The following is a 24,747-nucleotide window of genomic DNA, read 5'->3' on the forward strand; positions in this document are numbered from 1 at the left end:
AAAGAATTAAAATAAAAAAGAGGGGAAACTATGAAAAATGAAGTCTTTGTAGGAGAAGGAATGAAGTATGTTAAAGAAGATTGTCCAGACATATATGAGGCAATTGTTAAATTAAACAACGCGGTATATTCTGGAAAGGTCTTGGATTACAAAACCCAAAAGTTGATAGCAATCGGCATTGCAGCATCAACAGGAGATGAAAAAGCAACTAAAAAACAGATGAAAAGTGGAATGGCTGAGCTCGGTATTACAAAAGAGGAAATATGTGATGTATTAAGAGTAGTATTATTAACATCAGGTATGCCTGCATTCACAAAAGCTATAAAAATATTGTATGAGCTATAATCGCATTATTTCTTAATTATTTGACGAAATTCGAAGGGTCAAATATTTATGAAATATACTACATATATATTTGTATAATTTGTTTAATACATTTAGCAACAAAAGTAAGGGGTAGTATGAGTTGTATTGATGCAAAAACCATGGTAGAAGGAACTGATTTTGAGAAAAAACATACTCCAATGATTGAGTGTAATGATGTAGTTAAAGCAGGGGAAATTTTTGAAGTTAAAATTCACACCGCGGGGGTTGAACATCCAATGGAGGATGGACACTTTATCCAATTTATAGGACTTAGGATAGGGGATATTCCTTTGGCAAGAGCTGATTTAACGCAGTATGCTAAACCAGAGGTGGCATTTCATATAAAAGCTCCATCTGAAGGTCATGAAGGCACTGTCATGAAATTAACTGCATTTATGTACTGTAATTTGCATGGAATTTGGAAGTATGAAAAAGAGGTAAAAATAGAATAACACCAATATGGGATATTTCAAGAAGGACATAAGAGAATCTCCATAAATAATGAAAATAAAAAAATAAAAAAATAATATTAAAAATAAAAATAAAAATAAAAAATCGATGATACTATCCGCTAAAAATCTCTTTGAGATTTTTAGACTAGTATCATCTAAAAAAAGAGAAATCGGTGATACTATCAGATGAATTTCACAGAATGAAATTCATTACTAGTATCATCTAAAAAAAGAGAAATCGGTGATACTATGGCAAAATATCAATGTATGTGTGGATGGATATATGATGAAAATGTTGGAGAGCCTTCTCAAAATATAGCACCAAATACCAAGTTTGAAGATTTGCCAGATACATTTAAATGCCCTCAGTGTGGTTTGGGAAAAAACGCATTCAAAAAAATTTAATCCTTTAATATTTTTATAAAAGAGGTGGAAATATGTTAATTGAAGTAATCACTTCCCCACAATGCCCTCACTGTCCTGCTGCTAAAAGAGTAGTTGAAGAAGTTGTAAAAAAGGTAAGCTGTGATGACATTGAAGTAAAATATATCGATGCAACAGAAGACCCTGGAACTGTGGAAAAATACAGCATAATGGCAGTTCCAGCTATCGTCGTAGATGGGGAGGTAGCATTTGTAGGAGCTCCTTCAAGTGAGCAACTTGAAAACTACCTGAGAGAAAAATTGAATAGGTGAATTATATCCATGATTAAGGACAAAATGCTAAAAGCTTTAAACGAACAGATAAATAAAGAGCTCTTTTCGGCATATCTCTACTTATCCATGTCTGCTTATGCCGAATCCATAGGATTAAAAGGATTTGCTCAGTGGCTCAAAGTTCAATATCAAGAGGAGCTCGACCACGCCATGAAATTCTATACTTATGTGATAGAACGGGGAGGAAAAGTAGAATTGGAGTCCATCGATAAGCCAAAAAATGAATGGTCATCAATATTAGAAGTTTTTGAAGACGGATACGAGCATGAGCAGTTTATATCAGAATCCATCAATAATCTAATGGATTTAGCAGTTTCTGAAAAGGATTATGCTACAATGAATATGCTTCAATGGTTCATAAATGAGCAGGTTGAGGAGGAATCTTCATTCTTGGAAATTGTGGATAAATTAAAGCTATTGGATGGAGACAAAAGAGGCTTATTCATGCTCGACAAAGATTTGGGTCAAAGAACCTATGTTCCATTAATTACTCAAAATTAAGTGAATATTCTAAAAATATAGGTGATACTACATGGTATGGTGGAAATGTTCCAACTGTGGATATTTATTTGAGGCTGACACAGTGCCTGAAAAATGCCCAAATTGTGGCGAAATTTGCACTTTTTATGATGTAACCTGTTATACACCAGACTGCGGATGTCAAGGTTATGACCCAAAATTAGTTGCAAGGTCGCCAAATGAAGAAAGCAGACTTTAAACTTAAATGGGGGTTAAATTTAATTATTAGACGAAAACTTCGGTTTTCGTTGCTATATGCTTATTCGGAGCTCTGATTGAACTCCTTTGGATTTTGTAGCATCGAACCGAGGGTTCGAAATTAAAATTGTGAAGCAATTTTATATTCTACGCTCCTTCGGAGCTCCGATAACATAAATTAACACCTTAATAAATATATTAATCAACAAATGGGAGAGGGTAAAATATGTGTGAAGAAGTATGTTGTATTGGAGAATACAGAATGCCATTAATAGGGGAGAAATTCCCTGAGGTAGAAGTTAAAACTACGCAAGGAGTTATAAAATTACCTAATCATTTTGAAGGTAAATGGTTTATTTTATTTAGCCATCCTGCGGACTTTACCCCAGTTTGCACCACAGAATTTGTAGCATTTCAAAAGAGATATGACCAATTTAAGGAGTTAAATGCCGAATTAATAGGTTTAAGCATAGACCAGGTATTTAGTCATTTGAAATGGATTGAATGGATAAAAGATAATCTAGACGTTGACATTGAATTTCCAGTAATAGCAGATGATAGAGGGGAATTGGCTGAAAGATTAGGCATGGTAAGTCCATATAAGGGCAATAATACAGTTAGGGCAGTATTTGTTGTAGATGACAAGGGAGCAATTAGGGCAATATTGTATTATCCGCAAGAGGCTGGAAGAAATATCGATGAAATAATAAGATTGGTTAAAGCACTTCAAACATCCGATAAAGGAGTGGCACTTCCAGCGAACTGGCCTAACAATGATATAATCGGGGATAAGGTAATAGTTCCACCTGCTTCCACAGTTGAAGAAATGAATCAGAGAAAAGAAGCGGCTGAAAAAGGAGAAATAGAATGCCTTGATTGGTGGCTTTGCTGTAAAAAATTAGAATAAATTATTCATATTTATTTTTTTGGTGAATGAAAATGGTAGAAATTAAATTAGCTTGCAAATTAGATGACAGTTGTGAAAAACCAAAGTATAGGAAGTATAGGTGTAAAGTTTGCGGTTGGACATATGACCCGTTAAAAGGAGACCCTAGCCAAGACATTTCTCCAAAAACTCCATTTGAAGAGCTTCCGGACGATTGGATTTGTCCCATTTGCAGAGGTAAAGTTGGAAAAGAGTCCTTTGAGCCATTGGATGAATTAGTAGAATTTGACTGAGGTAAAGTATGAAAGAGACAATTACAAATTTAATAAAGGCATACATTGGGGAAAGCTTAGCTAGGAATAGATATACTTGCTATGCAAAAATTGCAAAAAGTGAAGGATATGAACAGATTTCAGAGATATTTTTATTAACAGCAGAAAATGAAAGAGAGCATGCTAAATGGCTATTTTATTTAATCACCGAATTAAAAAAGAAATACAATGTTGATGAGGATTCAATAAAGGTAAATGATGTTGAAGTCCCTATTGTTTTAGGAAATACTGCTGAAAATTTAAGGGCTTCAATCGAAGGGGAACATTTTGAATATACTGAAATGTATCCAAAATTTGCCGAAATAGCAGAAAAAGAAGGATTAAACGACATTGCAGAAAGGCTGAGGGCAATTGCAATTGCTGAAAAGCATCACGAGGGGAGATTTAAGAAATTGTTAAAAGAAGTTGAAAATGGAACAGTATTTAAGAAAGATGAATCTGTTGAGTGGGTTTGTAGGAAATGTGGCTACACTCACAAAGGGGATGAACCGCCAGAGGTGTGTCCATCTTGCAGCCATCCAGCGAAGTATTTTGAAATATTATGTGAAAAATATTAATTGTAAATTAATATTTATTACCATATATGTAAATTAAAATTAAAATCAAAAATAAGGGGGCGATATATTATGAAAAATGCATTTTTAGTATTTTCTTACATGCACAACGATAAGCCGAACATGCCAGTAATGTTGCATGTGTTGCTATTTGCAAAGGAGATGAAGGAAAAGGGGGATGATGTGAAAATAATATTTGAAGGCGAAGGTGTTAATTGGGCTAAGGATTTGCTAAATGAAGAGCATCCATTTTCAAACCATGCTAAGCCCTTAATGGATAATTTTGTAGTTTGTGAAGCATGTGCAAGCATGTTTGGCATATTGGATGATGTAAAAGATAAACTAAATGTTGAAAATGACTTATTCGGGCATGTAAGTTTAAAGAAGTATTTAGATGAAGGTTTTGATGTAATTAAATTTTAATTAACATTTTGGCTGTTTAGCCAAAATTTTTTATTTTATTTTTATTTTAATTTTTATTAATACTGCGTGGTGATTTCATGACACTAAGTTCAAAAAACTTTAATCCTGAGATTCCTAAAAAAGTTATTGAAGCTGGAAAGGATATACTAGGAGAAGACCATGTAAAGTCATTCCAAAGATGCTACCAGTGCGGAACATGCACGGGGGCATGTCCAAGCAGTAGAATAACGGCTTTTAAAACTAGGAAATTAATAAGAATGATTCTCAGCGGTTTAGATGTTTTTGATAGTGAAGATATGTGGATGTGCACAACATGCTATGAATGCTATGAAAAATGTCCAAGAGAAGTTAAAATAACTGATATTATAAAAGCCGCAAGAAACGTGGCATGTCAAATGGGGTTAATAGCTGAGGCACATAGAAAAACAACATTGTATGTTTATTTAACAGGTCATGCTGTCCCAGTAAATGACGAGATAAAAGAAGTAAGAAAAAAGATTGGATTAACTGAAATCCCCCCAACAACCCACAAATACCCTGAGGTTTTGGAGGATATAAGGGGACTTATGAATGACTTAGAGCTCTGCGATAAGGTAGGAATTTGTCCAACAACAAAAAAATTAAAAGAGCTTAAACCTATGAGATGGGAAGATTTAAGCGAATAGGTGATGTATTTGGCAGTTAAAATAAAAGACGGGATATACTGGGTTGGTTCAGTGGATTGGGAAGTCAGAGAGTTTCATGGATATGAAACTTCAAAGGGGAGCTCATATAATTCATACTTAATAGTGGATGAAGAAAATGTTTTAATTGACTCTGCAAAACATTACATGTTTGAAGAGCTCATGGAAGGAATTTCATCAGTAATTGACCCAATGGATATTGACTACATAGTGGTAAATCATGCAGAAAAAGACCACAGCGGGTGTATTGATAAAATTGTTAAATTGTCTGGTGCAAAGGTCATCACAAATGAAAAAGGGAAGGAACATTTAGAGCTCCAATTTAACACAGAGGATTGGGAGTTTATAATAGTAGATACTGGCGATGAGATAAACATTGGAAAAAGAACTTTAAAATTCATAAAAACCCCAATGCTTCATTGGCCTGACAACATGATTACCTACTGCATTGAGGATAAAATTTTATTCTCCAATGATGCCTTTGGACAGCATGTAGCAACGTCGGAAAGATTTGACTATGAAGTTGAAACTATTGAAGAGATTTTTGAAGATGCGAAGGAATATTTTGCAAATATACTATTGCCCTATAAAATGCTCATACCCAATGCAATTAATGCTGTAAAAGGTTTAGATATTGACTATATTTGCCCATCCCACGGATTAATATGGAAAGAAAAAATAGAAGAAATTTTAAATAGATATATGAAGTGGTCATCAGGGGAGTGTAAAAATAAGGCTGTAATAGCTTATGATAGCATGTATGGTTCAACTAAAAAAATGGCACATGCCATAGGAAGTGGATTGTCAGATGAGGGTGTTGAAGTAAAAATTTATAATATCTCCGGAACTCCAATGAATACAATAATGAAAGAGATTTTAGATGCAAAATATATCTTAATCGGCTCCCCAACATTAAACTCAAACGTATATCCCCCAGTTGCAATGTTTTTAGCATATATGGAAGGATTAAAACCAGCAGATGGTAAAATAGCAGTAGCGTTTGGTTCTTACGGATGGATGGAAATGGCAACTGAAATTATAAAGAAATCCTTTGAAAAATTAAACTTTAAAGTTGTCGATGATGAATGCTTAAAGTGTAGATTTGTTCCAAAGGAAGAGTATATAAAAAAATGCTATGAATTTGGAAAAAAACTATCAGAAATTGAAAATTAGGGACAATAAAATAAAATTATATATTATATATAATATATAAAAAAATATATAATAACTGTAAATATTCAAAATAGGGAGGAGATAAATATGATAACAACAAACCACCCGTTATATGAATCATTAAAGGATATTCAAGATTTTAAATTAAAATTGGCTGAATTCTTTAAAGATAAGGACGTATTTCCAATAAAGAGCAAAGTTGAGTTAGCAAATGCATTGCCTTGTGGTTTATCATTGCCTTGTGGGGATATTGAAGCAGGGGAGTTAGTTAAATTAATGACTGATGCAGATTTTCCAATAAAAGACTACGAGGATTTGGCAATAAAGTTATCCAACAAATGTGTAATTGAAAAGAAGGAAAAAGAAGAAATGTAATTAATATTTTTATTTTATTTTTTATATTATGGTTAATCCATTCTTTCGTATATTTAGATATGGTGAAATAATGAAAATCTTTGGTATAAGTGGAAGTCCGAGATTACAGGGAACTCATTATGCAGTAAATTATGCATTGGATTATTTAAAAGAAAAGGGGTGTGAAATTAAGTATTTTTCAGTTGCTCGAAAAGAAATAAAATTCTGTATGCACTGTGATTATTGTATAAGAAAAAAAGAGGGCTGTATTCATAAGGACGATATGAATGAAGTTTATGAAAATTTAATATGGGCGGATGGAATAATAATGGGGACACCAATTTACCAGGGAAATATTACTGGACAGTTAAAAACCGTAATGGATAGATGCAGGGCAATAGTTGCGAAAAATCCAAAGGTTTTGAATGGTAAGATTGGAATGGGTATAGCAGTTGGAGGAGACAGAAACGGTGGGCAGGAAATAGCTTTAAGGACAATCCATGACTTTTATATAATAAATGAAATGATTCCAGTAGGTGGAGGTTCATTTGGTGCAAATTTGGGTGCAACTTTCTGGTCAAAAGATAAAGGAAAAGATGGCATTATGAAAGATGATGAAGGGTTGAGAGTTTTAAGAAAAACTTTAAATAAATTTTTAAACATACTATCTAAAAGATAAGTAGATTAATATCATTATATATGAATTTTTATAAAAAATAAAATAAAAAAGTGTGGTTTCATGGTTAAAATTGCATGGGGCATTACCGGATGCGGAGATAAAATAGAGGAAATAGTTCATCTGATGATTGAATTAAAGAATAAATATAATTTGGATATAGATATATACGCATCAAAAAGTGCGAAGGTTGTTTTAAAGTGGTATAAACTCTGGGATTTGATGATGGATGAATTCTATGACATTAGGGTGGAAGTAGATGCAAATGCTCCCTTTTTACCGGGAAAACTGCAAACTGGAAAATATGATATATTTATCGTAGCTCCGACGACTGCAAACACCGTTGCAAAGGTGGCACATTGTATTGCCGACACACTCATCACAAATTCAATTGCTCAGGGCGTTAAAGCGAAGGTTCCAACATATATTTACCCGCCAGATAATAAAATTGGGGAAATTGAAACAATAATCCCAAGTGGAAAAACTTTAAAGTTATATATTAGAAAGGAAGACGTAGAAAATGTTAATAAATTAAGAGAAATGGACGGCATAACAATTTTGGATAGTGTGGATGAGATAAAAGAAACGATTTTAAAATATGTGGAACATAAAAAGGATAATGAGTGATTAATTATAAAATACTTTTTTCATGTTTCATACGCATCCACTAAAAATGAAGAAAGGTGATTAAATGCTAAAAATTGAAAATTTATGTGTTAAAATAGGTGATAGGGAAATTTTAAAGGACATCAACTTGAATATCAATACCGGTGAAACCCATGTTTTATTTGGTCCAAATGGGGCAGGTAAATCAACATTAATAAATACAATACTGGGAAATCCAAAATATGAAATTGTAAGCGGTAGTATTTATTTTAAAGGAAAGGATATTACCGATATGCCAATGCATGAGAGGGCAAAACTTGGGATAGGTATATCCTATCAAAGTCCGCCAGCAATTCCCGGAGTAAAGTTGAAAAATCTTTTAAATATAATTTCAAATAGAGATTGGAATGAAATTGAAAAAATGGCTGAGATATTAAATTTTAAAGATTTCCTTGAAAGAGAAGTAAATGTTGGATTCTCAGGCGGTGAGGCAAAAAGGTCTGAATTACTTCAAATATATGCTCAAAATCCTGATTTTATAATGTTCGATGAGCCAGATAGCGGTGTAGATGTAGAAAATGTGGAATTAATTGGAACCCTTATAAATGAATTACTTGATAAAAACAAAATGCCAAGTGATAGAAAAAAATCTGGTTTAATAATTACACATATGGGCCATATTTTAAACTTTATGGATGTAGATAGAGCTCATGTTCTCTATGATGGAGTTGTAGCTTGTTCAGGTCATCCAAAAGAAATTCTTAATAACATAATTAAATACGGATATGAGAGGTGTGTAGCATGCTATCAAAAGAGAAAGCACTAAAAATAAAGGAAATTGCTGAAAAATATAAGGATGTTCCAGCACCATATGGGGAAGATATAAACCTTGGAGAATACAAGATAGAAAAAGGCGGTATATCAGTAGATTCATTGATGGAGCTCGACGAAGAGTATAAATCCAAACTTGAAAGCATTGGTATAGATATTGAAGAGAAGAGCTCCGCTGGTTCATACTTGCAGATAAACAATAAGGCAGTTTATTCAAAAACAGACTCAAAAATTGAAATGATGCCTATCTCAGAGGCATTAAAAAAATATGATTTGGATGATTACTACTGGAATCTTGTTGAGATTAAGGACAAATACTCAGCAAGAGCCGCATTGGAATTAACAGAAGGATTTTTCATAAGAGTTCCAAAGGGAGTTAAAGAAACAATACCACTTCAAACATGCCTTTTGATTGGTGAGGAGAGCTCATCCCAAAATGTTCATAATATTATAATTGTTGAGGAAGGGGCTGAGTTAAATGTAATTACTGGATGTGCAACTTCCTCACATGTAAAATCAGGGCTTCACATTGGAGTTTCTGAATTCTATGTAAAAAAAGATGCAAAATTGACATACACTATGATACACGACTGGGGCGAAAATGTCCATGTGAGGCCAAGAACTGGGGTGCATATTGAAGAAAATGGTGTATTTATAAGCAACTATGTTGTTATGTCCCCTGTAAAATCAATTCAAAGCTACCCAACCGCATATTGCGTGGGGGATAATTCAAAGGCAACATTCCAAACAGTAGCTTATGGAAAAGGAAACTCAAAAATGGATATGGGTTCAAGGGTTGTTCTATCTGGAAAAAACAGTAGTGCAGACATGATTTCAAGAACTATTGTCGTGGATAATGCTGAAATAATAGCAAGAGGGCATCTTATTGGGGAAAGTGAAAATGTGAAAGGACATTTGGAATGTAGAGGTCTAATTTTATCAGATAATGCGCACCTTCATGCAGTCCCTGAATTAGATGCTAGAAAGACAAACCTTGATTTATCACATGAGGCAGCTGTTGGAAAAATTGCAGAAAACCAGCTAATGTATTTAATGTCAAGAGGTTTAACAGAGGATGAAGCAACATCTTTAATTATAAAAGGATTTTTAAGCGTGGATATATCAGGACTTCCGCCAAAACTTGCAAAATCTGTTGAGCAGATAATGGAAATGACCCTTGATGCATTGTAATTCTCTTTTATTTTTTTATTTTTTTAGTTTTTTAATTTCGCATGATATTCGGGAAATTAAGTAGAGCTCTTTTAAATTTAATATTGCAGTTCGTTTAAATTATAGATTACAATATATAAATATAAAATAACCTAAATTGTTAATGGCTAAAAATCTAAAAAAAAGAAATAAAATTATTTTTGCTGTTTATTTTGATGGTATATAGGAGTCCATTTTAATTTTCTTGCAACTCTTTTGAGTTTAAAGTTTTTTTCACATTTTGATGAGCAGAAAAACATAACGGAACCGTCTTTTTTCACATATTTTTTTCCAGTTCCAGGCTCAATTTTTCCGCCACAAAAACTACATGTTTTCCATTCCATGTTATTCACCTTATCTTCTTCTACCTAGTGGCTTTGCTTCTCTTTCTGTTTCTCTGAGCATTATAATATCCCCAACTTTAACAGGACCTTTAACATTTCTTGTTAAAATTCTTCCGGTGTCTTTTCCACCGAGAATTTTACATCTTACCTGAAATATCTCTCCTGTCACACCGGTTCTTCCGCTTACTTGGAGAACTTCTGCGGCTGTTGCCTCTTTATAGACCATGTCATCAGACATTTAATCACCTATCCATATAATTTATTAAATTATGCTTTTAAAGCGTTTATTTTTTCTACTAATTCATTTAATGCGTTTGAATCTCCCTCAGCTACAACTGCAACTGCGGATGTTGGAACTTCTAAACCAATAGCTTTTCCTAAATCTTCTTTTGTAGCTACATAGGTGTAAGGAATACCTTTTTCTTCGCAAATTACAGGTATGTGAGCAACGATTTCTTCTGGCTGAACGTCTTTTGCTAATACAACCAATTTAGCATTTCCTCTTTCTACTGCTTTTGTTACTTCGTTTGCTCCTTTTTTAACTTTTTCTGATTTTGAAATTACTTCTACTGTTTTTTCTTCTATTTCTTGTGGAACATCAAATTTTACATAGATAGCCATAATATGACCTCCTTCATTTTTAAAAATCGTTTTTTATCCGGATTATGCCCACTCATATCATCATGGTATTAAAAAGAGTGGCTAGTGCTATATCATTTAAAGTAATATATATAAGTTGTGGTTTGACATGTTTTGAGATTTAACTATAAATGTAAATATTTAAGCATATTTTTTAATATAATTAAGTTTCGTCTTAATCAAAATAGAAATTTATATATATTACCACATTTACAATTAAATTGTATTTCGTTAATAAATGATATATTATGTAATTAAATATAATTAACAAATATAGTTGATAAACGTGGCTGTATGACAGTAATACATTTTCGGTGAGTTTATGGAAATTATTCTAAAAAAATTGGAAAATCATGAAATGAATAAACAGGTAAAAAAAGTCATTGATTTTCACGGTTGTTTGAGTCCCGGGGCATTGATAGGTATTTACATGTTCAATTTGGCAAAAAAAATTCTAAACATCAATGATGGAGAACGAATGTATGCAACATGTGAAACCTATAACTGCCTTCCTGATGCATTCCAAGTTCTTGGGGGATGCACAATAGGAAATAAAAGATTAAAAGTAATAGATACTGGAAAAATGGCAGTTTCAGTAAATACAATTGGAAAAGAAGGGGAGAATATAAAAGGCGTTAGAATTATTCTCGACAATAAAAAAACGGCCAATTACTCCGCCCTTCATCCTTGGTATATGAATACAAAAAAGGTTCCTTATGATGATGTGATATTGGATATTATTGATGCCGGAGAATCAGTATATTCTTATGAATTTATAGATGTTGCGGTGCCGGTTAAATTCAAAAAACGAATAGAATTATGCGATATTTGCCAAGAACCATTTGTTTCATACAATGGGGAGAAGATATGCCTAACTTGTTCGAATAAATAATAATTATTGGTGATACGATGGATACAATCACGCTTATTCCAAAAAATAATATTGACATGCCAATTGAGGCTGATGTAATTTCCCCCGATGTTTTTGCAAATAAAACCCTTGATGAAATAAAATCATTGCTTGTTTGGCAGGGGAACACAAGAGTTCCTTTATCAGAATTTTTTGAAATTAAAGGAGAGAATGTTCCTTCAAAAGAGCCCACCATTGTAATAGACGGAGATGTTAGCAAGGTAAAATATATCGGCTCAAAAATGAGCTCCGGTAAGATAGTAATAAATGGCAATGTTGGCATACAGTTGGGATATGAAATGAAAGGTGGAGAGATTATAGTAAATGGAGAGGCTGGCAGATTCGTAGGAAGTGAAATGAAAGGCGGTAAAATCCACATAAAAGGAAACGCAGGAGATTATATAGGCTGTGCATACCGAGGAGATTGGAGAGGAATGAGAGGAGGCACAATAATCATTGAAGGAAATGCTGGAAACAACATTGGTGGAGGGGCTCTTAAAGGAGAAATAATTATAAAAGGAAATGTCGGTCAGTTCTGTGGTATCAACCTGAGGGGTGGAAAAATCGTCATTGGTGGCGGTGCTGAAAGAAATGTTGGTGCTGAAATGATTAAAGGAGAGATTATAATTTGTGGAACTATTGATAAATTCCACCCTGGTTTTGAATTAGTTGAAGAAGTGGATGGAAAGGAGCTCGGTTTGGATGGAACATTCCTTAAATTCACAGGGGATAACTCCATGAAAAAACCAAAAGGAGTTTTATATGCTTCAAAAGAACATAACAAGCATCTTATAGGATTAGAGTCCAGAACTGAAAATTATATAATCGGAAAAAACAAAATTGAGGCAGTATTTAACTCAGGAAGCACTATTGTGCAGGGTGCAATTATCAAAGGGGGAGACAAATTCACAAAAGAATATATTGAAGTGTGTGCAGTTTGCCACATCCACCCTGATGATTACAACATATTGGGACAACCCCAAAAAGTTAGGATTTCAAGAAAAGGATATGGCGTGGTTGTGAGAGCTCTCCCTGATGATGACCTTCAAAGAGGTAATGTCTTTATACCAAGAAGTATTTGGGCAAATGTTGTGGCAGACCCATATACCGAGGGTTCTGGCTCTCCAAACTATAAGGGATGTAAAGTAATTGTTGAACCTGCTTCTGATGATGAAAAAATACTGAGTGCAGAAGAGATATTGGAATCCTATGGGGTGAAATAATGAAAGAAGTTTATAGAAGTCTTATATGTCCCGTCTGTGGCGGTGCATGTGATGATATTGAAGTAGAATTTGACTCTGAAAAGGAAGAAATAGTTGTTAAAAATGCCTGTAAAATGGGTGCGGCAAAATTTAAAGAGGTTTATAGTCATCACAGAATCAGAACTCCTCAGATAAAAAAAGATGGGAAATTTGAAAATGCAAGCTGGGATGAAGCTTTGGATAAAGCGGCTGAAATACTGGCAAATGCAAAAAGACCACTGTTTTTCATAGGAAGTGAAACATCGACAGAGGCGATGAGAGTTGGATTACACATGGCTGAGTATTTAAGGGGAGTGGCTGATTCAAACGCAACTATATGACACGGACCTACACTTATGGGAATTCAGGAATCCGGAATTTCTGGTTCCACAGCAGGAGAAGTAACAAATAGAGCAGACCTAGTGGTGTATTGGGGAACCAATCCAATGGACTCAATGCCTAGGCATCTGTCAAGATATGCGGTATATCCAAGAGGGTTTTTTAGAGAAAGGGGGAAACGAGATAGGTTTGTAGTTACAGTAGACCCGAGAAGAACAGCCACGGCAAAGGCATCTGACCTGTATATTCCTATAAAACCTAACTCCGATTATGAAGCATTTGCGGCAATATTAACAATATTAAAAGGAAAGGAGCCACATCCTTCTGTGGAAGAAATCACAGGAATACCTATTGAAACCCTTAAAGATTTGGCACATAAAATGACCACATGTCAGTTCGGAGCTCTCTACGGTGGATTGGGATTGCCTGCATCAAGAGGAAGGAACAGGAATATTGAAATGATTATGAAGGTAGTGGCTGAGATTAATAAATATACAAAATTCACCATAGGAGCAATTAGAGGACACTGTAATGTGGCAGGGTTCAACCAAATTGCATCCTGGATGTATGGATTCCCATTTGGTGTGGATTTCCTGAGAGGATACCCAAGATTCAACCCAGGGGAAACTACAACAGTTGATTTATTACTCAACAAAGAAGTGGATGCCGTATTTGTAATGTGTGCTGATTTAGGAGCTCACCTGCCAAAAGAGTGTGTTGAGTATTTGAAAAATGACATTCCTGTGATTTGTGTAGATATAGCACCATGTCCTACAACATCATTGGCTGATGTGGTGTTGCCGGGCGTAATTGATGCTATGGAGTGCGATGGAACATTTTACAGATTTGACAATATCCCTATCAACTACAAGCCATTTACAAAATCTCCATTCCCATTCACAAAAAGCAACGAAGACACATTAAAACAGTTGTTTGAAAAAATAAAAGAAAAAGTAAATAACAATCCTGAAAGAACAGCGGATGATGTGAGAATAGAAGTTTAATATTAAATATTTTTTATTTTTTTATTTTTATATTTATATTTATTTTAATATTATTTTTTTACTCAAAAACCCACACATCAACAACATCATTTTTATTTTTTAAAGTTTCATCTTCTTTTATCTCAATTAATCCATCGGCATAGGCGATTGATGTAATTAAATTAGAGCCTTTAAATGTTGGGTATGCCATACCATCTTTTAATTTAACTGGACGGAAATATGTCATCCCATACTCGGAAGGTATATCTTCTGATAGGTGAGCTCTAACAACCTTCTTTGAAAATGGAACATGTGCCAGTTTTTTTAAGAACGGTAGTAAAAACACATAACTACAAGTTAAACAAGACACCACATTTCCGGGCATGCAGAAAATCGGTTTTTTATTTATCTCACCAAAGAGCATAGGCATTCCAGGTCTCATTTTGACTTTATGAAATATTATTTCCCCTATGCTTGATACCACTCTTGGAAGATAGTCCTTTTTTCCAGCAGATACTCCACCGGAGGTAATAATTACATCGCAGTGTTCCAATGCCTTATTTATCTTACTTTTTAAATCATCAATATCATCCTTTGCATTTCCAATAAATATTGGTTGGCAGTTTGATTTTTTTACAATGGAAAAAATTGTTTTTGAATTTACATCCTTTATTGAATTTAATTCATTTCCCGTGGATATTATACCAACCTTTGGAGTTTCATAAACCTTTATTTTTTCAATACCCAACGATGCAATGATTCCTATATTTCTCTCGGTTATTACTGTCCCTTTTTTTAAAACTTTATCATTCTTTTTTATATCGTCCCCTATTTTTATTATATTGGTTTCTTCAATGTCACCAATTAAACGAATCTCATTATTTGATTTTTCAACATATTCAATAGGGATTACATAATTAGCCCCTTCGGGAACTTTTGCACCTGTGGCAACATGGATACATTCGCCCTTTTCAATTTTTAAATCTCGCATATCTCCTGCAAGGACTTCATCTACTAGTGTGTAATGTTTTAAATTTAAATCTACAACAGCATAACCATCCTTATCCGATTTACTAAAAAATGGAATGTCCATATTTGAAGTAATATCTTCTGCTAAAACTTTACCGTATGAATCGTATATATCTACATAATTTACCTTATTAAATGAATATTTATTCAATATATTTTTTGCATCACATACGCTAATCATTATATCACTACCTTTTTTGAAAATCTTAATATTTTAATTATTTTTTTAAATAATAGTAAGTCTTTATACTTAATATTTATCCAGTTTAGTAATATGCACTAATTACAAATATAGTATATTATATATAAATTTCCAAACTGCCCCAATATAAAATTAAAATAAGATAATACTATCTAATGAATTACTCCACCTTATGGCTGAGTTGAATGAAAACCTTTCTTCATGCCCCTTATCCTTCGGACGAAGTTTCCCAACTCATAAGGAATACTAGCTCAGAGATTGCCCCCTTTTAGATGTTCAATTTTGTTTTTTCTGACCAACAAAACCCAAAGGATTTGTCGAAAATCCGAACTTGTGAGTTTTCATCTGGATATCACAGGTTATAACCTATAAATAGTATAATATAATATATCATTAACAACTAAACAATATTGTAGATTTTATACGATTATACTACATAACCTAAATTGGGGTTAGTATGAAATTATTATCTAAAAGAGCTCAGCTATCATTAGAATTTTCAATATTGCTTTTAGCAATACTTGTAATGTCCATTTTATCAATTTATTATTTCCTAAATGATAATTTTAACGAAAAAGACAGGATGCTAGATAAAATAGAAGTTGGGGCTAAAACTGCTGTTTCACTTGTGAATTCTGGATGCAATGGAACTCATACGGATTATCCGATAATATATTTAGGTATGAAATATGATGACACTAAAACAAATATTAGTATATATGTAAAAAACCGGAGCTCCGTAGATGATTACACAAAAAAGTTTATTAACTACACAATATATAATAGTCAAAATATAAATAGCTCTAAATATAATATAAACGTAATATATTCAAATGACTAGAAGGGATAGTATGGCATGTATCGACAATTATAATTATGAAATATTGCACAAAGGTTCATTTAGGGAATGTGCGGAATACATCAGAAACAATTATAAAAACATAAGGGATTTAGACGCTGGGGAGGAAGTTGTGGAAGGGGTCATGTTAATTGGTAAGCCGCCAATTCCAATAGCTTATGAAGAAGATTATATTGTATTTCCATATACAAAACCATGTTATGGAAGTTTTGTTTTAAAAATCCCCTTAGAGGAATATATAAAAAGCGAAAAGAAGAAAAATGAAGATAAAAAAGATAAAGAAGGTAAAAATATATTATCTAAATTAAAATTTTGGTAAGGTGGTATTTTGAAGATAATGATTATATTGGGGTGTCCAGAACCTCCTGTTTTAATTCCTTCTTTTATATATCTTTTAAATATGCTAAAAAATAATGGTCATGAAGTGGTTGTTTCGGCAAATCCTGCTGCATTAAAATTGATTGAAACAGCTGACCCTGAAAAATATTATTTAAAAGGTGTTGGATTTCAAAATATAGACGAAGGATTGAAGCATAAATTTGATGTTGATATGATTATTGGTTTTGCACATAATGATGCTGCTGTTAATTATATTATTACCTATAAAACAGTTTATGGTTCAAAAACTACTGCATTGGTATTTGGTAGGTGTATAAACGAAGAATTTGTAAAAAGTTTGGAAGAAGAAGGTATTAAAACATTTACCGCCAGGGCATTCCATAACCCAATGCCTGTTGTTGTGCAGTTAAAAAAGATTGTAAATGAAAATTTATAACCATATAATCTATTTTATTTATTTTTATAAAACTTGTATATTTTATATTTTGGTTAATTCATCCTGCTTTATCAGCGCTTCCCTTACACTTCTTTTAACACATTTTGCAATCATTTCTCCCAGTTTTGTATGCCCTCCCGTATAGTCTGCCTTTTTCCCGAATCCTTTAACAACAATTATATTATCCGTTCCTGTTCCAGTAGCCTGCAATTCTGGGTATTTTGTGCTTTTTATGTTCAATTCCTGAAATGCGTTTGTTTTTGCTTCGGTAATTGTAATAATTGCCCTTGCCATTGCCCCATCTGTTAAATCTGCATTTGTTATAAGTATTATATTAACAGTTCCGACTTTTTCTTTTTCAACCAACTTTCCATTAACGATTTTATAGGTTTTAAAGTCTTTTTCGATATAATCCGCTTCTTCATCCCCCAACCGTATGGCATTAAATTTTGCTCCCGCAGTTGTAAATGCTATTGTGTAGAATTCATCAAATTCTTCTTTTGCAACGGCAAGATTGTCCATATTTGCCCCAGTGGATAACAATGCAATATCCTTTTCATTTATGCCTATCTTTTCCAAAACCTGCTTTTCATAATCTTTATAACTATGGACCTTATCCCAGAATAGAACAGGTATTGAGTTATTTCCAACATATTTAACAGTTTTAAATCCCTCTCTTGTAGATAATACTTTTCTATTTTTATTAAATTCAATCATCAATGTTTTTGTAGGTTCTGATTCATCTCCAATTTCTACTGTATGGGGTATTTTTAGAGCTCTCCAGTTATCCAATTTATAAATGTTTTCAATCACTTTACCACCAGAAATAAATATTATATTTTTAATATAGTTTAATAATTTAGTATATTATTACGATATTATATTTAATTGATATTTAAATGTTTTAAAGTAATCTTAAATTAAGCATATAAATAGATATGTCAATATTAAATATACCAATTATCCAAAAAATAAAAAATTAAACTATTGATAATATGATGAATAAAATACATGAAAAGCAATTAAACGAAAATAAAATTAAAATATTGGATGAGGTAAAAAAACATTATAAAGAATACTTTATTTACGCCATTAAAAGAAAATGGTTGGAAATTCCTGATGAGATACACCATAAAGAAATAGGTTTTGGATATTTAAAAAAGGTAGATAATAGGAATATATCCTTCGATTCTGAAAAAGAATATTTAAAATGGGTTTTGGAAAACGCTCCATTTCATTTATATAAATCTCTCTCATATATGGAACATCCTGATTTCATTGGCGGTGCTTCTCAAAAAAAGATATTAAAAAGAGAGATGGCATTTGATATTGATGTCCATAGGGTAAAAAAATGCACTCATGAGGACGATGGCTGGATTTGTAAATACTGTTTGGAGGAGGCAAAAAATCAAGCATTTATATTAATTGATGAATTTTTAATATCTGATTTTGGTCTATCAAAAAATGATTTAAAAATAGTTTTCAGTGGAAATAGAGGATATCATATTTACATAAAACCGCAGGATGAGGAGATAAAAAATACCATAGAACATTGGGATAGGTATCAAAGGCGATATTTTATAGAGTATATATTGGGAAAGAATTTAAATTTAAATTATGTTGGAAGCGGATGGAGTAGGAGAATATTAAATAATATAAAAAATAAGCAGATAAAAACCCAGTTGAGTAAAACCAAAAATTGGAAGCAAATAATTGATAAAAAAAATGAAAATGATAAAAATAAAATACTATCAATAATAGAAAATACCAAAAACAGATTGGAACTTGATGAAAAGGTTATGGAAGATGACATTAGATTGTTAAGAGTAATTGGTTCTTTACATGGATATACAGGATTTATTGTTAAAGAAATAAAATACAATTCATTGGAATATTTTAACCCTTTAAACCATGCAGTATTTTCTAAATTCAATAAAGAATATTATAATGTAAAAATAAATCAAAAGATTGATTCATTGAGAATAAAGGATAAAACCTACACTACTCGGAGTAAGGAAATCCCTGCAAGCATGTTATTGTTTTTATTTGGTCATGGCGTGGATTTTGAAATATTGGATTAATCATAGAAATTTAAGTTAATTTTAAACGCTCATGTTCTTATATCGGTTGAAAGTAATATCGATAACCATGTCTGTTTATTATTTAGTTTCAATGCCAACAAGTCTAAATACCCCTGTAACCATCGGAAACTAACTCCTCGGTATTTACTCATATAACTTCTTAAAAAACTGTGTCTATTCTCACAGCTATTGACATGAACATCTCCACGGGCAAATTCTCGCTTGGAATGATTTACAAAATCATGCCCTTTCACAGTATTATCTAAATATATAGGTAGGTTTTCATAGATAGAATATTCATCAGTATATATCTTTATTTTTCCATTAATACAATCCTTAAATCTGTTCTTGAATTTTTTAGGAAACTTTTTAAGATTTTCAAAAACTGTGAATTTAACTTCCTTAGATTTTCGAACTACTATTGTAATTATTGGAGGTTTTCCTGATTTTGCTGTTCCTCTCCCTCTTTTGTGAGAACTTCTTTTTTTAGGATTCTTTTTTTAAACCTTTATCTCCTGCATGGATGTAAATTTCATCCATCTCTATAATATCTTCCAATGTAGGGGATAATTTACCAGATATTTTTTGAACCTCATGGACGAAGTTTAAAACTGCTTTGTAGTCCCTATCCAATTCCTCAGAAATCTCTTTTGTAGATTTATGAGGCATATTTGCCAAAATATACATCATTTCATTAACTGGAAATTTATGATGTTCAAATATGGTATTAGTTAGGTCATTGAATAATTTTCCACAGCTTTTACATTTATATCTTTGAGATTTCTTTGAGTTAGAGCCGTATTTTAAAATCTCTTTACTATTACAGTATGGACAAGTTATTCCATCTTTCCATTTAGCTTTCCTAATTACCTCATAACATTTCTCTATATCTGGTAGAAATAAATTCCTGATAATGTCTTTATTCTCTATCATGGTAAATATTATATATTTGAGAATATATAAATATTACCAACTGGAATATACAGATGAGCGATTTTAAATTCTGAATAAATCCAGCCCTATATCAACGGCACGGGCGGAATGTATTAAGCATCCCATGGATATTACATCAACATCGTATTTTGCATAGTCTAATACATTATCTTCGTTTATTCCACCACTAACTTCAATAAATGGTCTATATTTATTTTTATTTTCAAATTCATTTATTATATTAAGGGCTTCTTCAATATTATCAGGCTTAAAATTGTCTAACAATATAATATCTGGTCTGTATTTTAATACTTCTTTTAACTGCTCTAAATTATCTACTTCAATCTCCACCTTTTTTGAGAAACTGAGCTTTTTTATCTCATTAAAGCATTTCTCGATTCCAACGGCTTCAATGTGATTATCTTTAATCATCACCATATCATCCAATCTTAATCTATGGGTATCGCCTCCCCCAACATAAACTGCATATTTTTCAACCATTGATAGCATTGGGAGGGTTTTTCTTGTGCAGGCGATTTTTACATTTTTATTTATTTCCCTTACCATTTTTACTATGTGATATGTTTTCGTAGCTATTCCAGACAGATGCATTAGAAAATTTAAAATTGTTCTTTCAAGTGTTAAAATTGTTTTTGTATTTCCATAAATCTCCATTATATGAGCATTTTTCTGGACGACACTCCCCTCATTTACAAAGATTTTGTATTTTAGATTATAATCATCCAAGAAATCCGCGACAAAATTTATTCCACAAACTACTGCATTCTCCTTAACTCTTATTACTGCCTTGGATTCGTGGTTTTTTGGAATAATCAATTCTGTGGTTAAATCTCCAAAACCAACATCATAAATAAGAGATTCTTTTAAGAGTTTTTTTACACATTCATTTATCATAAAATCACCAATCAACATATCTATACCATTTTATATTATTTATTAAATTTTAACAGTGATGAATTATTTATTAAGGAATTCTGGAATTTTTTTAATTTATGAATATAAATACATTTAATATATCATTATGCCCTCTATGATTAGCCATATAATTAGCCATATATAGTATGTATTTAAAATATTATCAAATTATTCTTTTATGTATATTATTATAAGGTGGTATCTTATGCTTAAAACACTTCCCCCCACACTAAGAGAGAAAAAAAGATATATTTCATTTAAAATTCTTTATCATAAGGAATTATCTGGAGGCGAGGTAGTAAATATAATCAGAACTGCAATTATTGATTACTATGGAGTTTGGGGCTGTTCAAAGAGTAATCCGTGGTTAATTGATTATAATCATCCAAAGGGTCTTTTAAGAGTATGCCGTGATGAAGTGGATTTTGTGAAGTCCGCACTTATTTTATTTAATGAATATAAAAAACATCCAATAAATATAATAATATTAGGAGTTTCGGGAACTATCAAAAAGTCAAGAAAAAAGTTTTTAAAAGTCCCTCATGAAGAATATTATAAAGTTATTCAGAGAAGAAAAAAGGAGATGCAATCCAAATAATTCAATAAACCATAAAAATAATTAAAAAAATAACTTAAAAACATTAACCTAAATAAAAAATAAAGGTGCTATCATGTTAAAAACCAGCATATTTGGAATCGATTTTAAAAATCCTGTATTTTTAGCCGCTGGAGTGATGGGTGAAACAGGAAGTGCATTAAAAAGAATGGCAAAAAATGGTGCAGGAGCTCTATGCACAAAGTCAGTTGGAATGGAAAAAAGGGAAGGACATAACAATCCAACAATGGTTGAAGTTGAGGGAGGTTTCTTAAATGCCATGGGACTTCCAAATCCAGGAGTAAGGGAATATGTCGAGGAACTTGAAAGAGTGAAGGATGATTTAAAACGAATGGATGCAAAATTAATAGGTTCTATATATGGAAAAGACCCCAATGAATTTTCGGAGGTTGCAGAAATTATTGAGCCCCATGTGCAATTAATAGAGTTAAACATATCCTGCCCACATGCCGGTGGTTGCTACGGAGCTCAGATAGGACAAAATCCAGATTTATCATATAAGGTTGTTTCTGCTGTAAAAGATGCTGTAAATATTCCCGTTGTGGCAAAACTTACCCCAAATGTGGTAGATATAAAGGAGATAGCAAAAACTGTTGTTGAAGCAGGAGCTGATGGGATTACGGCAATAAATACCTTAGGTCCTGGAATGGTAATAGATATAGAAACCCAAAAACCAATACTGGGAAATAAAGTCGGTGGAATGTCGGGAAAAGCTATAAAGCCAATAGCCGTAAAAAATGTATATGATATTTACTCAGTAGTTGATGTCCCAATAATTGGAGTTGGAGGAATAACTACTGGATATGATGCTATTGAATTTATGTTGGCAGGAGCTCATGCTGTTCAGGTTGGAACTGGTGTTTATTACAGAGGATACGACATATTTAATAAAATCTGCGATGAGATGGAGGCATTTTTAAAGGAGAAGAATCTCAAACTCAAAGATATAATAGGGGGAGCTCATGAGTGAGAAAAATTTTAATGAATTTGTGGAGTTTCCGAGCGTAAGCGAGGAAATGAGCAAATTCGAAGAATTTGTGCAATTTTTAAACTCAAATAATCCATCTGAGGTAATCGATAAGTTAAATTTAATAAATGAAATGGAGAAAAGTAATAAATGGGATAATAAAAGTAATAAAAGTAATAATAAAGATAAAACTAATACTAACACTGAAAGTAATAAAAAATACATCACATACTCAAAAAATGTATTTATTCCATTGTGCAATTGGTGCAGGAATGTTTGTGGATACTGCACATTTAGAAATGAAAATTATAAATTGATGAATAAAAATGAGGTTAAAGAAATCCTTTTAAAAGGAGACAAATACGGCTGTAAAGAGGCATTATTTACATTTGGAGAAAATGTTGATGAAAACGAAAAAATAAGGGAAGATTTAAAAAAAATGGGATACAGTAGCATTTTAGAATATCTTTATGATTTGGAGGACTGGTGCCTTAATAATACTGAATTATTGCCCCATACAAACTGCGGGATACTGAATTATGAAGAACTAAAACTATTAAAAGAAGTTAATGCTTCCATGGGTCTTATGCTTGAAAATTCAAGTGAAAGGCTTTTTAAAACCATCGCACATAAGGACAGCCCTGGAAAAGAGCCGAAAAAACGATTAAAAATGATTGAAAATGCTGGAAAATTAAAAATCCCATTTACAACAGGTATTTTAATTGGGATAGGTGAAACAAACGAGGAAATTGTTAAATCATTATATGACATTAAAAAACTTAATGAAGAATATGGGCATATTCAGGAGGTTATAATTCAGAATTTCAGGTCGAAAAAAGGCATACCTATGGAGGACTTTAAAGAGCCTTCTCCTTTAAAAATGTTGAAGGTTTTAATCGTGGCAAAATTAATATTAAACGATATATCCATACAAGTTCCTCCAAATCTAAATTCTGAAACTGGTCAGTTATTCTTATTTGCGGGTGTTGATGACTGGGGCGGAGTATCTCCATTAACAAAAGATTATGTAAATCCGGAAGCTCCATGGCCGGAGATTGAGGAGTTAAGGCGATATACTGAGGAATTTGGATATGTATTAAAAGAGAGATTGCCAGTTTATGAAAAATATATTAATAAAACATGGTTAAGTGATAAGGTGCTTGAAAAAATTTTATATAAAAAGTAATAAAAAACAGATAATAAAAGATAGGCAATAATAAAAAAGCAAAACTACTTAATTTTAAACCAGCAGTATCCATTTTCTTTTATTATTAATCTATTCTCATCCCATAGATTTATTTTATATTTTTTTCCATTTAATTCATTTAGCATGGCAACAAGCATGGATGGGATGGGGCATGCACTTCCAGGTATTTCAGCCTCCCCAATTTGCTTTGGGCAGTATCTACATTTATCTATTTTTATCCCAATCTTTTCATCTTCAATTATGTAATCATCACACATATCACAAAAATTTATTAAAAATTTTATTAATTCTTTTTCGTCTTCCGGGGTGTCAGAATGTATTTCTTCCACACATCTTGCAACTTTTTTTCCCACTCCATTTCCTACAAGATTTGTGGTTCCTTGATTTAAGATTCCCAATTGTGCAAATTCTGCCAATAATGAGGTTAAAACAATATGTAGATTTTTTAATTTTCTATCTTCGATTAATTTCTTATATGAATCAATTGCCATATTACCACCTTTTTAAAAATATGTTAAAAGGTAATAAAATAGCATATATATACTTTTTTAGAATACTTTATAATAAATAAAATTAATTTTAATTATGGATATAACATAATATAATGCAAGTATTAAATAATTTAATAATAATATAATATAAAAAAATAATTAAAAATATTAACTAAAATTAATAATGGATTCAGGTCGGGTAAGTATCATCATAAAT

35 protein-coding genes and 1 pseudogene are annotated in these 24,747 nt (G+C 32.1%); 27 read left to right on the top strand and 9 right to left on the bottom strand.

What is annotated here, in order from left to right:
* Nucleotides 1-30 precede the first annotated feature (30 nt).
* The 17 genes from Mjas_RS05780 to Mjas_RS05860 all read left to right on the top strand — a co-directional run bounded on the left by Mjas_RS05780 (nt 31) and on the right by Mjas_RS05860 (nt 9,960).
* Nucleotides 31-345, top strand: coding sequence for a carboxymuconolactone decarboxylase family protein (locus Mjas_RS05780; protein WP_421077235.1), 315 nt, complete (start codon nt 31-33; stop codon nt 343-345).
* Nucleotides 346-461: 116 nt separating this feature from the next.
* Nucleotides 462-818: a class II SORL domain-containing protein gene (locus Mjas_RS05785; protein ID WP_421077236.1), complete on the top strand. Its 357-nt coding sequence runs from the start codon at nt 462-464 to the stop codon at nt 816-818.
* A 249-nt stretch (nt 819-1,067) separates the two neighbouring features.
* Nucleotides 1,068-1,223, top strand: coding sequence for a rubredoxin (locus Mjas_RS05790; RefSeq protein ID WP_421077237.1), 156 nt, complete (start codon nt 1,068-1,070; stop codon nt 1,221-1,223).
* Nucleotides 1,224-1,255: 32 nt separating this feature from the next.
* Nucleotides 1,256-1,513, top strand: coding sequence for a thioredoxin family protein (locus Mjas_RS05795; RefSeq protein ID WP_421077238.1), 258 nt, complete (start codon nt 1,256-1,258; stop codon nt 1,511-1,513).
* 9 nt (nt 1,514-1,522) lie between these two features.
* On the top strand, nt 1,523-2,035 hold the full coding sequence (locus Mjas_RS05800) for a ferritin (RefSeq protein ID WP_421077239.1): 513 nt from the start codon (nt 1,523-1,525) through the stop codon (nt 2,033-2,035).
* A 31-nt stretch (nt 2,036-2,066) separates the two neighbouring features.
* A complete protein-coding gene (locus Mjas_RS05805) occupies nt 2,067-2,252 on the top strand; it encodes a rubredoxin-like domain-containing protein (protein WP_421077240.1) in 186 nt (61 codons plus the stop codon).
* A gap of 225 nt (nt 2,253-2,477) precedes the next feature.
* A complete protein-coding gene (locus tag Mjas_RS05810) occupies nt 2,478-3,158 on the top strand; it encodes a peroxiredoxin (protein WP_421077241.1) in 681 nt (226 codons plus the stop codon).
* Between the two features lie 32 nt (nt 3,159-3,190).
* Nucleotides 3,191-3,430 (top strand): rubredoxin, encoded by a 240-nt coding sequence (locus Mjas_RS05815; protein ID WP_421077242.1) that lies wholly within the window; start codon nt 3,191-3,193, stop codon nt 3,428-3,430.
* 8 nt (nt 3,431-3,438) lie between these two features.
* Nucleotides 3,439-4,026, top strand: a complete 588-nt coding sequence (gene rbr / locus Mjas_RS05820) for a rubrerythrin (protein WP_421077243.1) — start codon at nt 3,439-3,441, stop codon at nt 4,024-4,026.
* A gap of 69 nt (nt 4,027-4,095) precedes the next feature.
* Complete coding sequence (locus Mjas_RS05825) at nt 4,096-4,446, top strand: DsrE family protein (protein WP_421077244.1); 351 nt, start codon at nt 4,096-4,098, stop codon at nt 4,444-4,446.
* A gap of 77 nt (nt 4,447-4,523) precedes the next feature.
* A complete protein-coding gene (gene hdrC, locus Mjas_RS05830) occupies nt 4,524-5,111 on the top strand; it encodes a CoB--CoM heterodisulfide reductase subunit C (protein ID WP_421077245.1) in 588 nt (195 codons plus the stop codon).
* A gap of 9 nt (nt 5,112-5,120) precedes the next feature.
* Nucleotides 5,121-6,302, top strand: a complete 1,182-nt coding sequence (locus Mjas_RS05835; RefSeq protein ID WP_421077246.1) for an FprA family A-type flavoprotein — start codon at nt 5,121-5,123, stop codon at nt 6,300-6,302.
* 87 nt (nt 6,303-6,389) lie between these two features.
* A complete protein-coding gene (locus tag Mjas_RS05840; RefSeq protein ID WP_421077247.1) occupies nt 6,390-6,677 on the top strand; it encodes an MTH865 family protein in 288 nt (95 codons plus the stop codon).
* Between the two features lie 70 nt (nt 6,678-6,747).
* Nucleotides 6,748-7,335, top strand: coding sequence for a flavodoxin family protein (locus tag Mjas_RS05845; RefSeq protein WP_421077248.1), 588 nt, complete (start codon nt 6,748-6,750; stop codon nt 7,333-7,335).
* 60 nt (nt 7,336-7,395) lie between these two features.
* Nucleotides 7,396-7,959, top strand: a complete 564-nt coding sequence (afpA, locus tag Mjas_RS05850; RefSeq protein WP_421077249.1) for an archaeoflavoprotein AfpA — start codon at nt 7,396-7,398, stop codon at nt 7,957-7,959.
* A 64-nt stretch (nt 7,960-8,023) separates the two neighbouring features.
* Nucleotides 8,024-8,764, top strand: coding sequence for a Fe-S cluster assembly ATPase SufC (gene sufC, locus Mjas_RS05855; RefSeq protein ID WP_421077250.1), 741 nt, complete (start codon nt 8,024-8,026; stop codon nt 8,762-8,764).
* Nucleotides 8,740-9,960, top strand: a complete 1,221-nt coding sequence (locus Mjas_RS05860) for a SufB/SufD family protein (protein ID WP_421077251.1) — start codon at nt 8,740-8,742, stop codon at nt 9,958-9,960. The genes sufC and Mjas_RS05860 overlap by 25 nt, the downstream gene beginning before the upstream one ends.
* Nucleotides 9,961-10,133: 173 nt before the next feature.
* On the opposite strand, the gene Mjas_RS05865 is transcribed toward Mjas_RS05860, so the two are convergent.
* The 3 genes from Mjas_RS05865 to rpl7ae are packed head-to-tail and all read right to left on the bottom strand — an operon-like array spanning nt 10,134 to nt 10,943.
* Nucleotides 10,134-10,322: a 50S ribosomal protein L24e gene (locus Mjas_RS05865; RefSeq protein WP_292461018.1), complete on the bottom strand. Its 189-nt coding sequence runs from the start codon at nt 10,320-10,322 to the stop codon at nt 10,134-10,136.
* A 10-nt stretch (nt 10,323-10,332) separates the two neighbouring features.
* Nucleotides 10,333-10,560: a 30S ribosomal protein S28e gene (locus tag Mjas_RS05870; RefSeq protein WP_013867324.1), complete on the bottom strand. Its 228-nt coding sequence runs from the start codon at nt 10,558-10,560 to the stop codon at nt 10,333-10,335.
* 29 nt (nt 10,561-10,589) lie between these two features.
* Nucleotides 10,590-10,943, bottom strand: a complete 354-nt coding sequence (gene rpl7ae / locus Mjas_RS05875) for a 50S ribosomal protein L7Ae (protein ID WP_292461017.1) — start codon at nt 10,941-10,943, stop codon at nt 10,590-10,592.
* A 340-nt stretch (nt 10,944-11,283) separates the two neighbouring features.
* On the opposite strand from rpl7ae, the gene Mjas_RS05880 reads away from it, so the two are divergent.
* Genes Mjas_RS05880 through Mjas_RS05890 form a run of 3 tightly spaced genes read left to right on the top strand, consistent with a single transcriptional unit; the run spans nt 11,284 to nt 14,455 of the window.
* The gene (locus tag Mjas_RS05880) at nt 11,284-11,853 is read left to right on the top strand and encodes an FmdE family protein (protein ID WP_421077252.1); all 570 of its coding nucleotides are present in this window, start codon (nt 11,284-11,286) and stop codon (nt 11,851-11,853) included.
* A gap of 17 nt (nt 11,854-11,870) precedes the next feature.
* Nucleotides 11,871-13,094, top strand: a complete 1,224-nt coding sequence (locus Mjas_RS05885) for a formylmethanofuran dehydrogenase subunit C (RefSeq protein ID WP_421077253.1) — start codon at nt 11,871-11,873, stop codon at nt 13,092-13,094.
* Nucleotides 13,094-14,455 (top strand): formylmethanofuran dehydrogenase subunit B, encoded by a 1,362-nt coding sequence (locus Mjas_RS05890; protein WP_421077254.1) that lies wholly within the window; start codon nt 13,094-13,096, stop codon nt 14,453-14,455. The genes Mjas_RS05885 and Mjas_RS05890 overlap by 1 nt, the downstream gene beginning before the upstream one ends.
* Nucleotides 14,456-14,513: 58 nt before the next feature.
* On the opposite strand, the gene Mjas_RS05895 is transcribed toward Mjas_RS05890, so the two are convergent.
* Entirely contained in the window at nt 14,514-15,644 is a 1,131-nt protein-coding gene (locus tag Mjas_RS05895) for a molybdopterin molybdotransferase MoeA (protein ID WP_421077255.1), read from the bottom strand.
* 478 nt (nt 15,645-16,122) lie between these two features.
* Between Mjas_RS05895 and Mjas_RS05900 the strand changes: the two genes are divergently transcribed.
* Genes Mjas_RS05900 through Mjas_RS05910 form a run of 3 tightly spaced genes read left to right on the top strand, consistent with a single transcriptional unit; the run spans nt 16,123 to nt 17,299 of the window.
* Nucleotides 16,123-16,506 (top strand): class III signal peptide-containing protein, encoded by a 384-nt coding sequence (locus tag Mjas_RS05900; RefSeq protein WP_421077256.1) that lies wholly within the window; start codon nt 16,123-16,125, stop codon nt 16,504-16,506.
* Nucleotides 16,507-16,516: 10 nt separating this feature from the next.
* Nucleotides 16,517-16,843, top strand: coding sequence for a DUF1894 domain-containing protein (locus Mjas_RS05905; RefSeq protein ID WP_421077257.1), 327 nt, complete (start codon nt 16,517-16,519; stop codon nt 16,841-16,843).
* 9 nt (nt 16,844-16,852) lie between these two features.
* Nucleotides 16,853-17,299: a DUF1890 family protein gene (locus tag Mjas_RS05910; RefSeq protein WP_421077258.1), complete on the top strand. Its 447-nt coding sequence runs from the start codon at nt 16,853-16,855 to the stop codon at nt 17,297-17,299.
* Between the two features lie 42 nt (nt 17,300-17,341).
* Here Mjas_RS05910 and Mjas_RS05915 read toward each other — a convergent pair whose 3' ends face one another.
* A complete protein-coding gene (locus tag Mjas_RS05915; protein WP_421077259.1) occupies nt 17,342-18,112 on the bottom strand; it encodes an adenosylcobinamide amidohydrolase in 771 nt (256 codons plus the stop codon).
* Between the two features lie 185 nt (nt 18,113-18,297).
* Here Mjas_RS05915 and priS point away from each other — a divergent pair, with 185 nt between their 5' ends.
* The gene (priS, locus tag Mjas_RS05920; RefSeq protein ID WP_421078588.1) at nt 18,298-19,380 is read left to right on the top strand and encodes a DNA primase catalytic subunit PriS; all 1,083 of its coding nucleotides are present in this window, start codon (nt 18,298-18,300) and stop codon (nt 19,378-19,380) included.
* A gap of 29 nt (nt 19,381-19,409) precedes the next feature.
* Here priS and Mjas_RS05925 read toward each other — a convergent pair.
* The 3 genes and pseudogenes from Mjas_RS05925 to nadC form a co-directional block, all read right to left on the bottom strand.
* Nucleotides 19,410-19,817, bottom strand: a pseudogene (locus tag Mjas_RS05925) (transposase); the annotation flags it as partial.
* A 49-nt stretch (nt 19,818-19,866) separates the two neighbouring features.
* Complete coding sequence (locus Mjas_RS05930) at nt 19,867-20,313, bottom strand: transposase (RefSeq protein ID WP_421077260.1); 447 nt, start codon at nt 20,311-20,313, stop codon at nt 19,867-19,869.
* 63 nt (nt 20,314-20,376) lie between these two features.
* Nucleotides 20,377-21,228: a carboxylating nicotinate-nucleotide diphosphorylase gene (nadC, locus tag Mjas_RS05935; protein ID WP_421077261.1), complete on the bottom strand. Its 852-nt coding sequence runs from the start codon at nt 21,226-21,228 to the stop codon at nt 20,377-20,379.
* Nucleotides 21,229-21,454: 226 nt separating this feature from the next.
* Between nadC and Mjas_RS05940 the strand changes: the two genes are divergently transcribed.
* From Mjas_RS05940 to cofG, 3 genes are all read left to right on the top strand, one after another.
* The gene (locus Mjas_RS05940; protein WP_421077262.1) at nt 21,455-21,847 is read left to right on the top strand and encodes an Rpp14/Pop5 family protein; all 393 of its coding nucleotides are present in this window, start codon (nt 21,455-21,457) and stop codon (nt 21,845-21,847) included.
* A gap of 73 nt (nt 21,848-21,920) precedes the next feature.
* On the top strand, nt 21,921-22,835 hold the full coding sequence (locus tag Mjas_RS05945; protein ID WP_421077263.1) for a dihydroorotate dehydrogenase: 915 nt from the start codon (nt 21,921-21,923) through the stop codon (nt 22,833-22,835).
* 46 nt (nt 22,836-22,881) lie between these two features.
* Nucleotides 22,882-24,018 (top strand): 7,8-didemethyl-8-hydroxy-5-deazariboflavin synthase subunit CofG, encoded by a 1,137-nt coding sequence (gene cofG / locus Mjas_RS05950; protein WP_421078589.1) that lies wholly within the window; start codon nt 22,882-22,884, stop codon nt 24,016-24,018.
* Nucleotides 24,019-24,062: 44 nt separating this feature from the next.
* Here the strand turns inward: cofG and Mjas_RS05955 are convergent, their stop codons facing one another.
* Complete coding sequence (locus Mjas_RS05955) at nt 24,063-24,530, bottom strand: hypothetical protein (RefSeq protein ID WP_421077264.1); 468 nt, start codon at nt 24,528-24,530, stop codon at nt 24,063-24,065.
* Between the last annotated feature and the right edge of the window lie 217 nt (nt 24,531-24,747).

Source organism: Methanothermococcus jasoni (genome assembly GCF_049075655.1).
Lineage (GTDB): Archaea > AGJL01 > Methanococci > Methanococcales > Methanococcaceae > Methanofervidicoccus.

Coding starts and splice junctions, on each gene's coding strand:
- Mjas_RS05900 (WP_421077256.1), top strand. CDS start 16,123: ATGAAATTATTATCTAAAAGAGCTCAGCTATCATTAGAATTTTCAATA.
- Mjas_RS05810 (WP_421077241.1), top strand. CDS start 2,478: ATGTGTGAAGAAGTATGTTGTATTGGAGAATACAGAATGCCATTAATA.
- rbr (WP_421077243.1), top strand. CDS start 3,439: ATGAAAGAGACAATTACAAATTTAATAAAGGCATACATTGGGGAAAGC.
- rpl7ae (WP_292461017.1), bottom strand. CDS start 10,943: ATGGCTATCTATGTAAAATTTGATGTTCCACAAGAAATAGAAGAAAAA.
- Mjas_RS05825 (WP_421077244.1), top strand. CDS start 4,096: ATGAAAAATGCATTTTTAGTATTTTCTTACATGCACAACGATAAGCCG.
- Mjas_RS05930 (WP_421077260.1), bottom strand. CDS start 20,313: ATGATAGAGAATAAAGACATTATCAGGAATTTATTTCTACCAGATATA.
- Mjas_RS05860 (WP_421077251.1), top strand. CDS start 8,740: ATGCTATCAAAAGAGAAAGCACTAAAAATAAAGGAAATTGCTGAAAAA.
- Mjas_RS05785 (WP_421077236.1), top strand. CDS start 462: ATGAGTTGTATTGATGCAAAAACCATGGTAGAAGGAACTGATTTTGAG.
- Mjas_RS05840 (WP_421077247.1), top strand. CDS start 6,390: ATGATAACAACAAACCACCCGTTATATGAATCATTAAAGGATATTCAA.
- hdrC (WP_421077245.1), top strand. CDS start 4,524: ATGACACTAAGTTCAAAAAACTTTAATCCTGAGATTCCTAAAAAAGTT.
- Mjas_RS05895 (WP_421077255.1), bottom strand. CDS start 15,644: ATGATTAGCGTATGTGATGCAAAAAATATATTGAATAAATATTCATTT.
- Mjas_RS05865 (WP_292461018.1), bottom strand. CDS start 10,322: ATGGAATGGAAAACATGTAGTTTTTGTGGCGGAAAAATTGAGCCTGGA.
- nadC (WP_421077261.1), bottom strand. CDS start 21,228: ATGATAAATGAATGTGTAAAAAAACTCTTAAAAGAATCTCTTATTTAT.
- Mjas_RS05955 (WP_421077264.1), bottom strand. CDS start 24,530: ATGGCAATTGATTCATATAAGAAATTAATCGAAGATAGAAAATTAAAA.
- Mjas_RS05795 (WP_421077238.1), top strand. CDS start 1,256: ATGTTAATTGAAGTAATCACTTCCCCACAATGCCCTCACTGTCCTGCT.
- priS (WP_421078588.1), top strand. CDS start 18,298: ATGAATAAAATACATGAAAAGCAATTAAACGAAAATAAAATTAAAATA.
- Mjas_RS05905 (WP_421077257.1), top strand. CDS start 16,517: ATGGCATGTATCGACAATTATAATTATGAAATATTGCACAAAGGTTCA.
- Mjas_RS05805 (WP_421077240.1), top strand. CDS start 2,067: ATGGTATGGTGGAAATGTTCCAACTGTGGATATTTATTTGAGGCTGAC.
- afpA (WP_421077249.1), top strand. CDS start 7,396: ATGGTTAAAATTGCATGGGGCATTACCGGATGCGGAGATAAAATAGAG.
- Mjas_RS05940 (WP_421077262.1), top strand. CDS start 21,455: ATGCTTAAAACACTTCCCCCCACACTAAGAGAGAAAAAAAGATATATT.
- Mjas_RS05870 (WP_013867324.1), bottom strand. CDS start 10,560: ATGTCTGATGACATGGTCTATAAAGAGGCAACAGCCGCAGAAGTTCTC.
- Mjas_RS05885 (WP_421077253.1), top strand. CDS start 11,871: ATGGATACAATCACGCTTATTCCAAAAAATAATATTGACATGCCAATT.
- sufC (WP_421077250.1), top strand. CDS start 8,024: ATGCTAAAAATTGAAAATTTATGTGTTAAAATAGGTGATAGGGAAATT.
- Mjas_RS05780 (WP_421077235.1), top strand. CDS start 31: ATGAAAAATGAAGTCTTTGTAGGAGAAGGAATGAAGTATGTTAAAGAA.
- Mjas_RS05880 (WP_421077252.1), top strand. CDS start 11,284: ATGGAAATTATTCTAAAAAAATTGGAAAATCATGAAATGAATAAACAG.
- Mjas_RS05800 (WP_421077239.1), top strand. CDS start 1,523: ATGATTAAGGACAAAATGCTAAAAGCTTTAAACGAACAGATAAATAAA.
- Mjas_RS05815 (WP_421077242.1), top strand. CDS start 3,191: ATGGTAGAAATTAAATTAGCTTGCAAATTAGATGACAGTTGTGAAAAA.
- cofG (WP_421078589.1), top strand. CDS start 22,882: ATGAGCAAATTCGAAGAATTTGTGCAATTTTTAAACTCAAATAATCCA.
- Mjas_RS05945 (WP_421077263.1), top strand. CDS start 21,921: ATGTTAAAAACCAGCATATTTGGAATCGATTTTAAAAATCCTGTATTT.
- Mjas_RS05790 (WP_421077237.1), top strand. CDS start 1,068: ATGGCAAAATATCAATGTATGTGTGGATGGATATATGATGAAAATGTT.
- Mjas_RS05845 (WP_421077248.1), top strand. CDS start 6,748: ATGAAAATCTTTGGTATAAGTGGAAGTCCGAGATTACAGGGAACTCAT.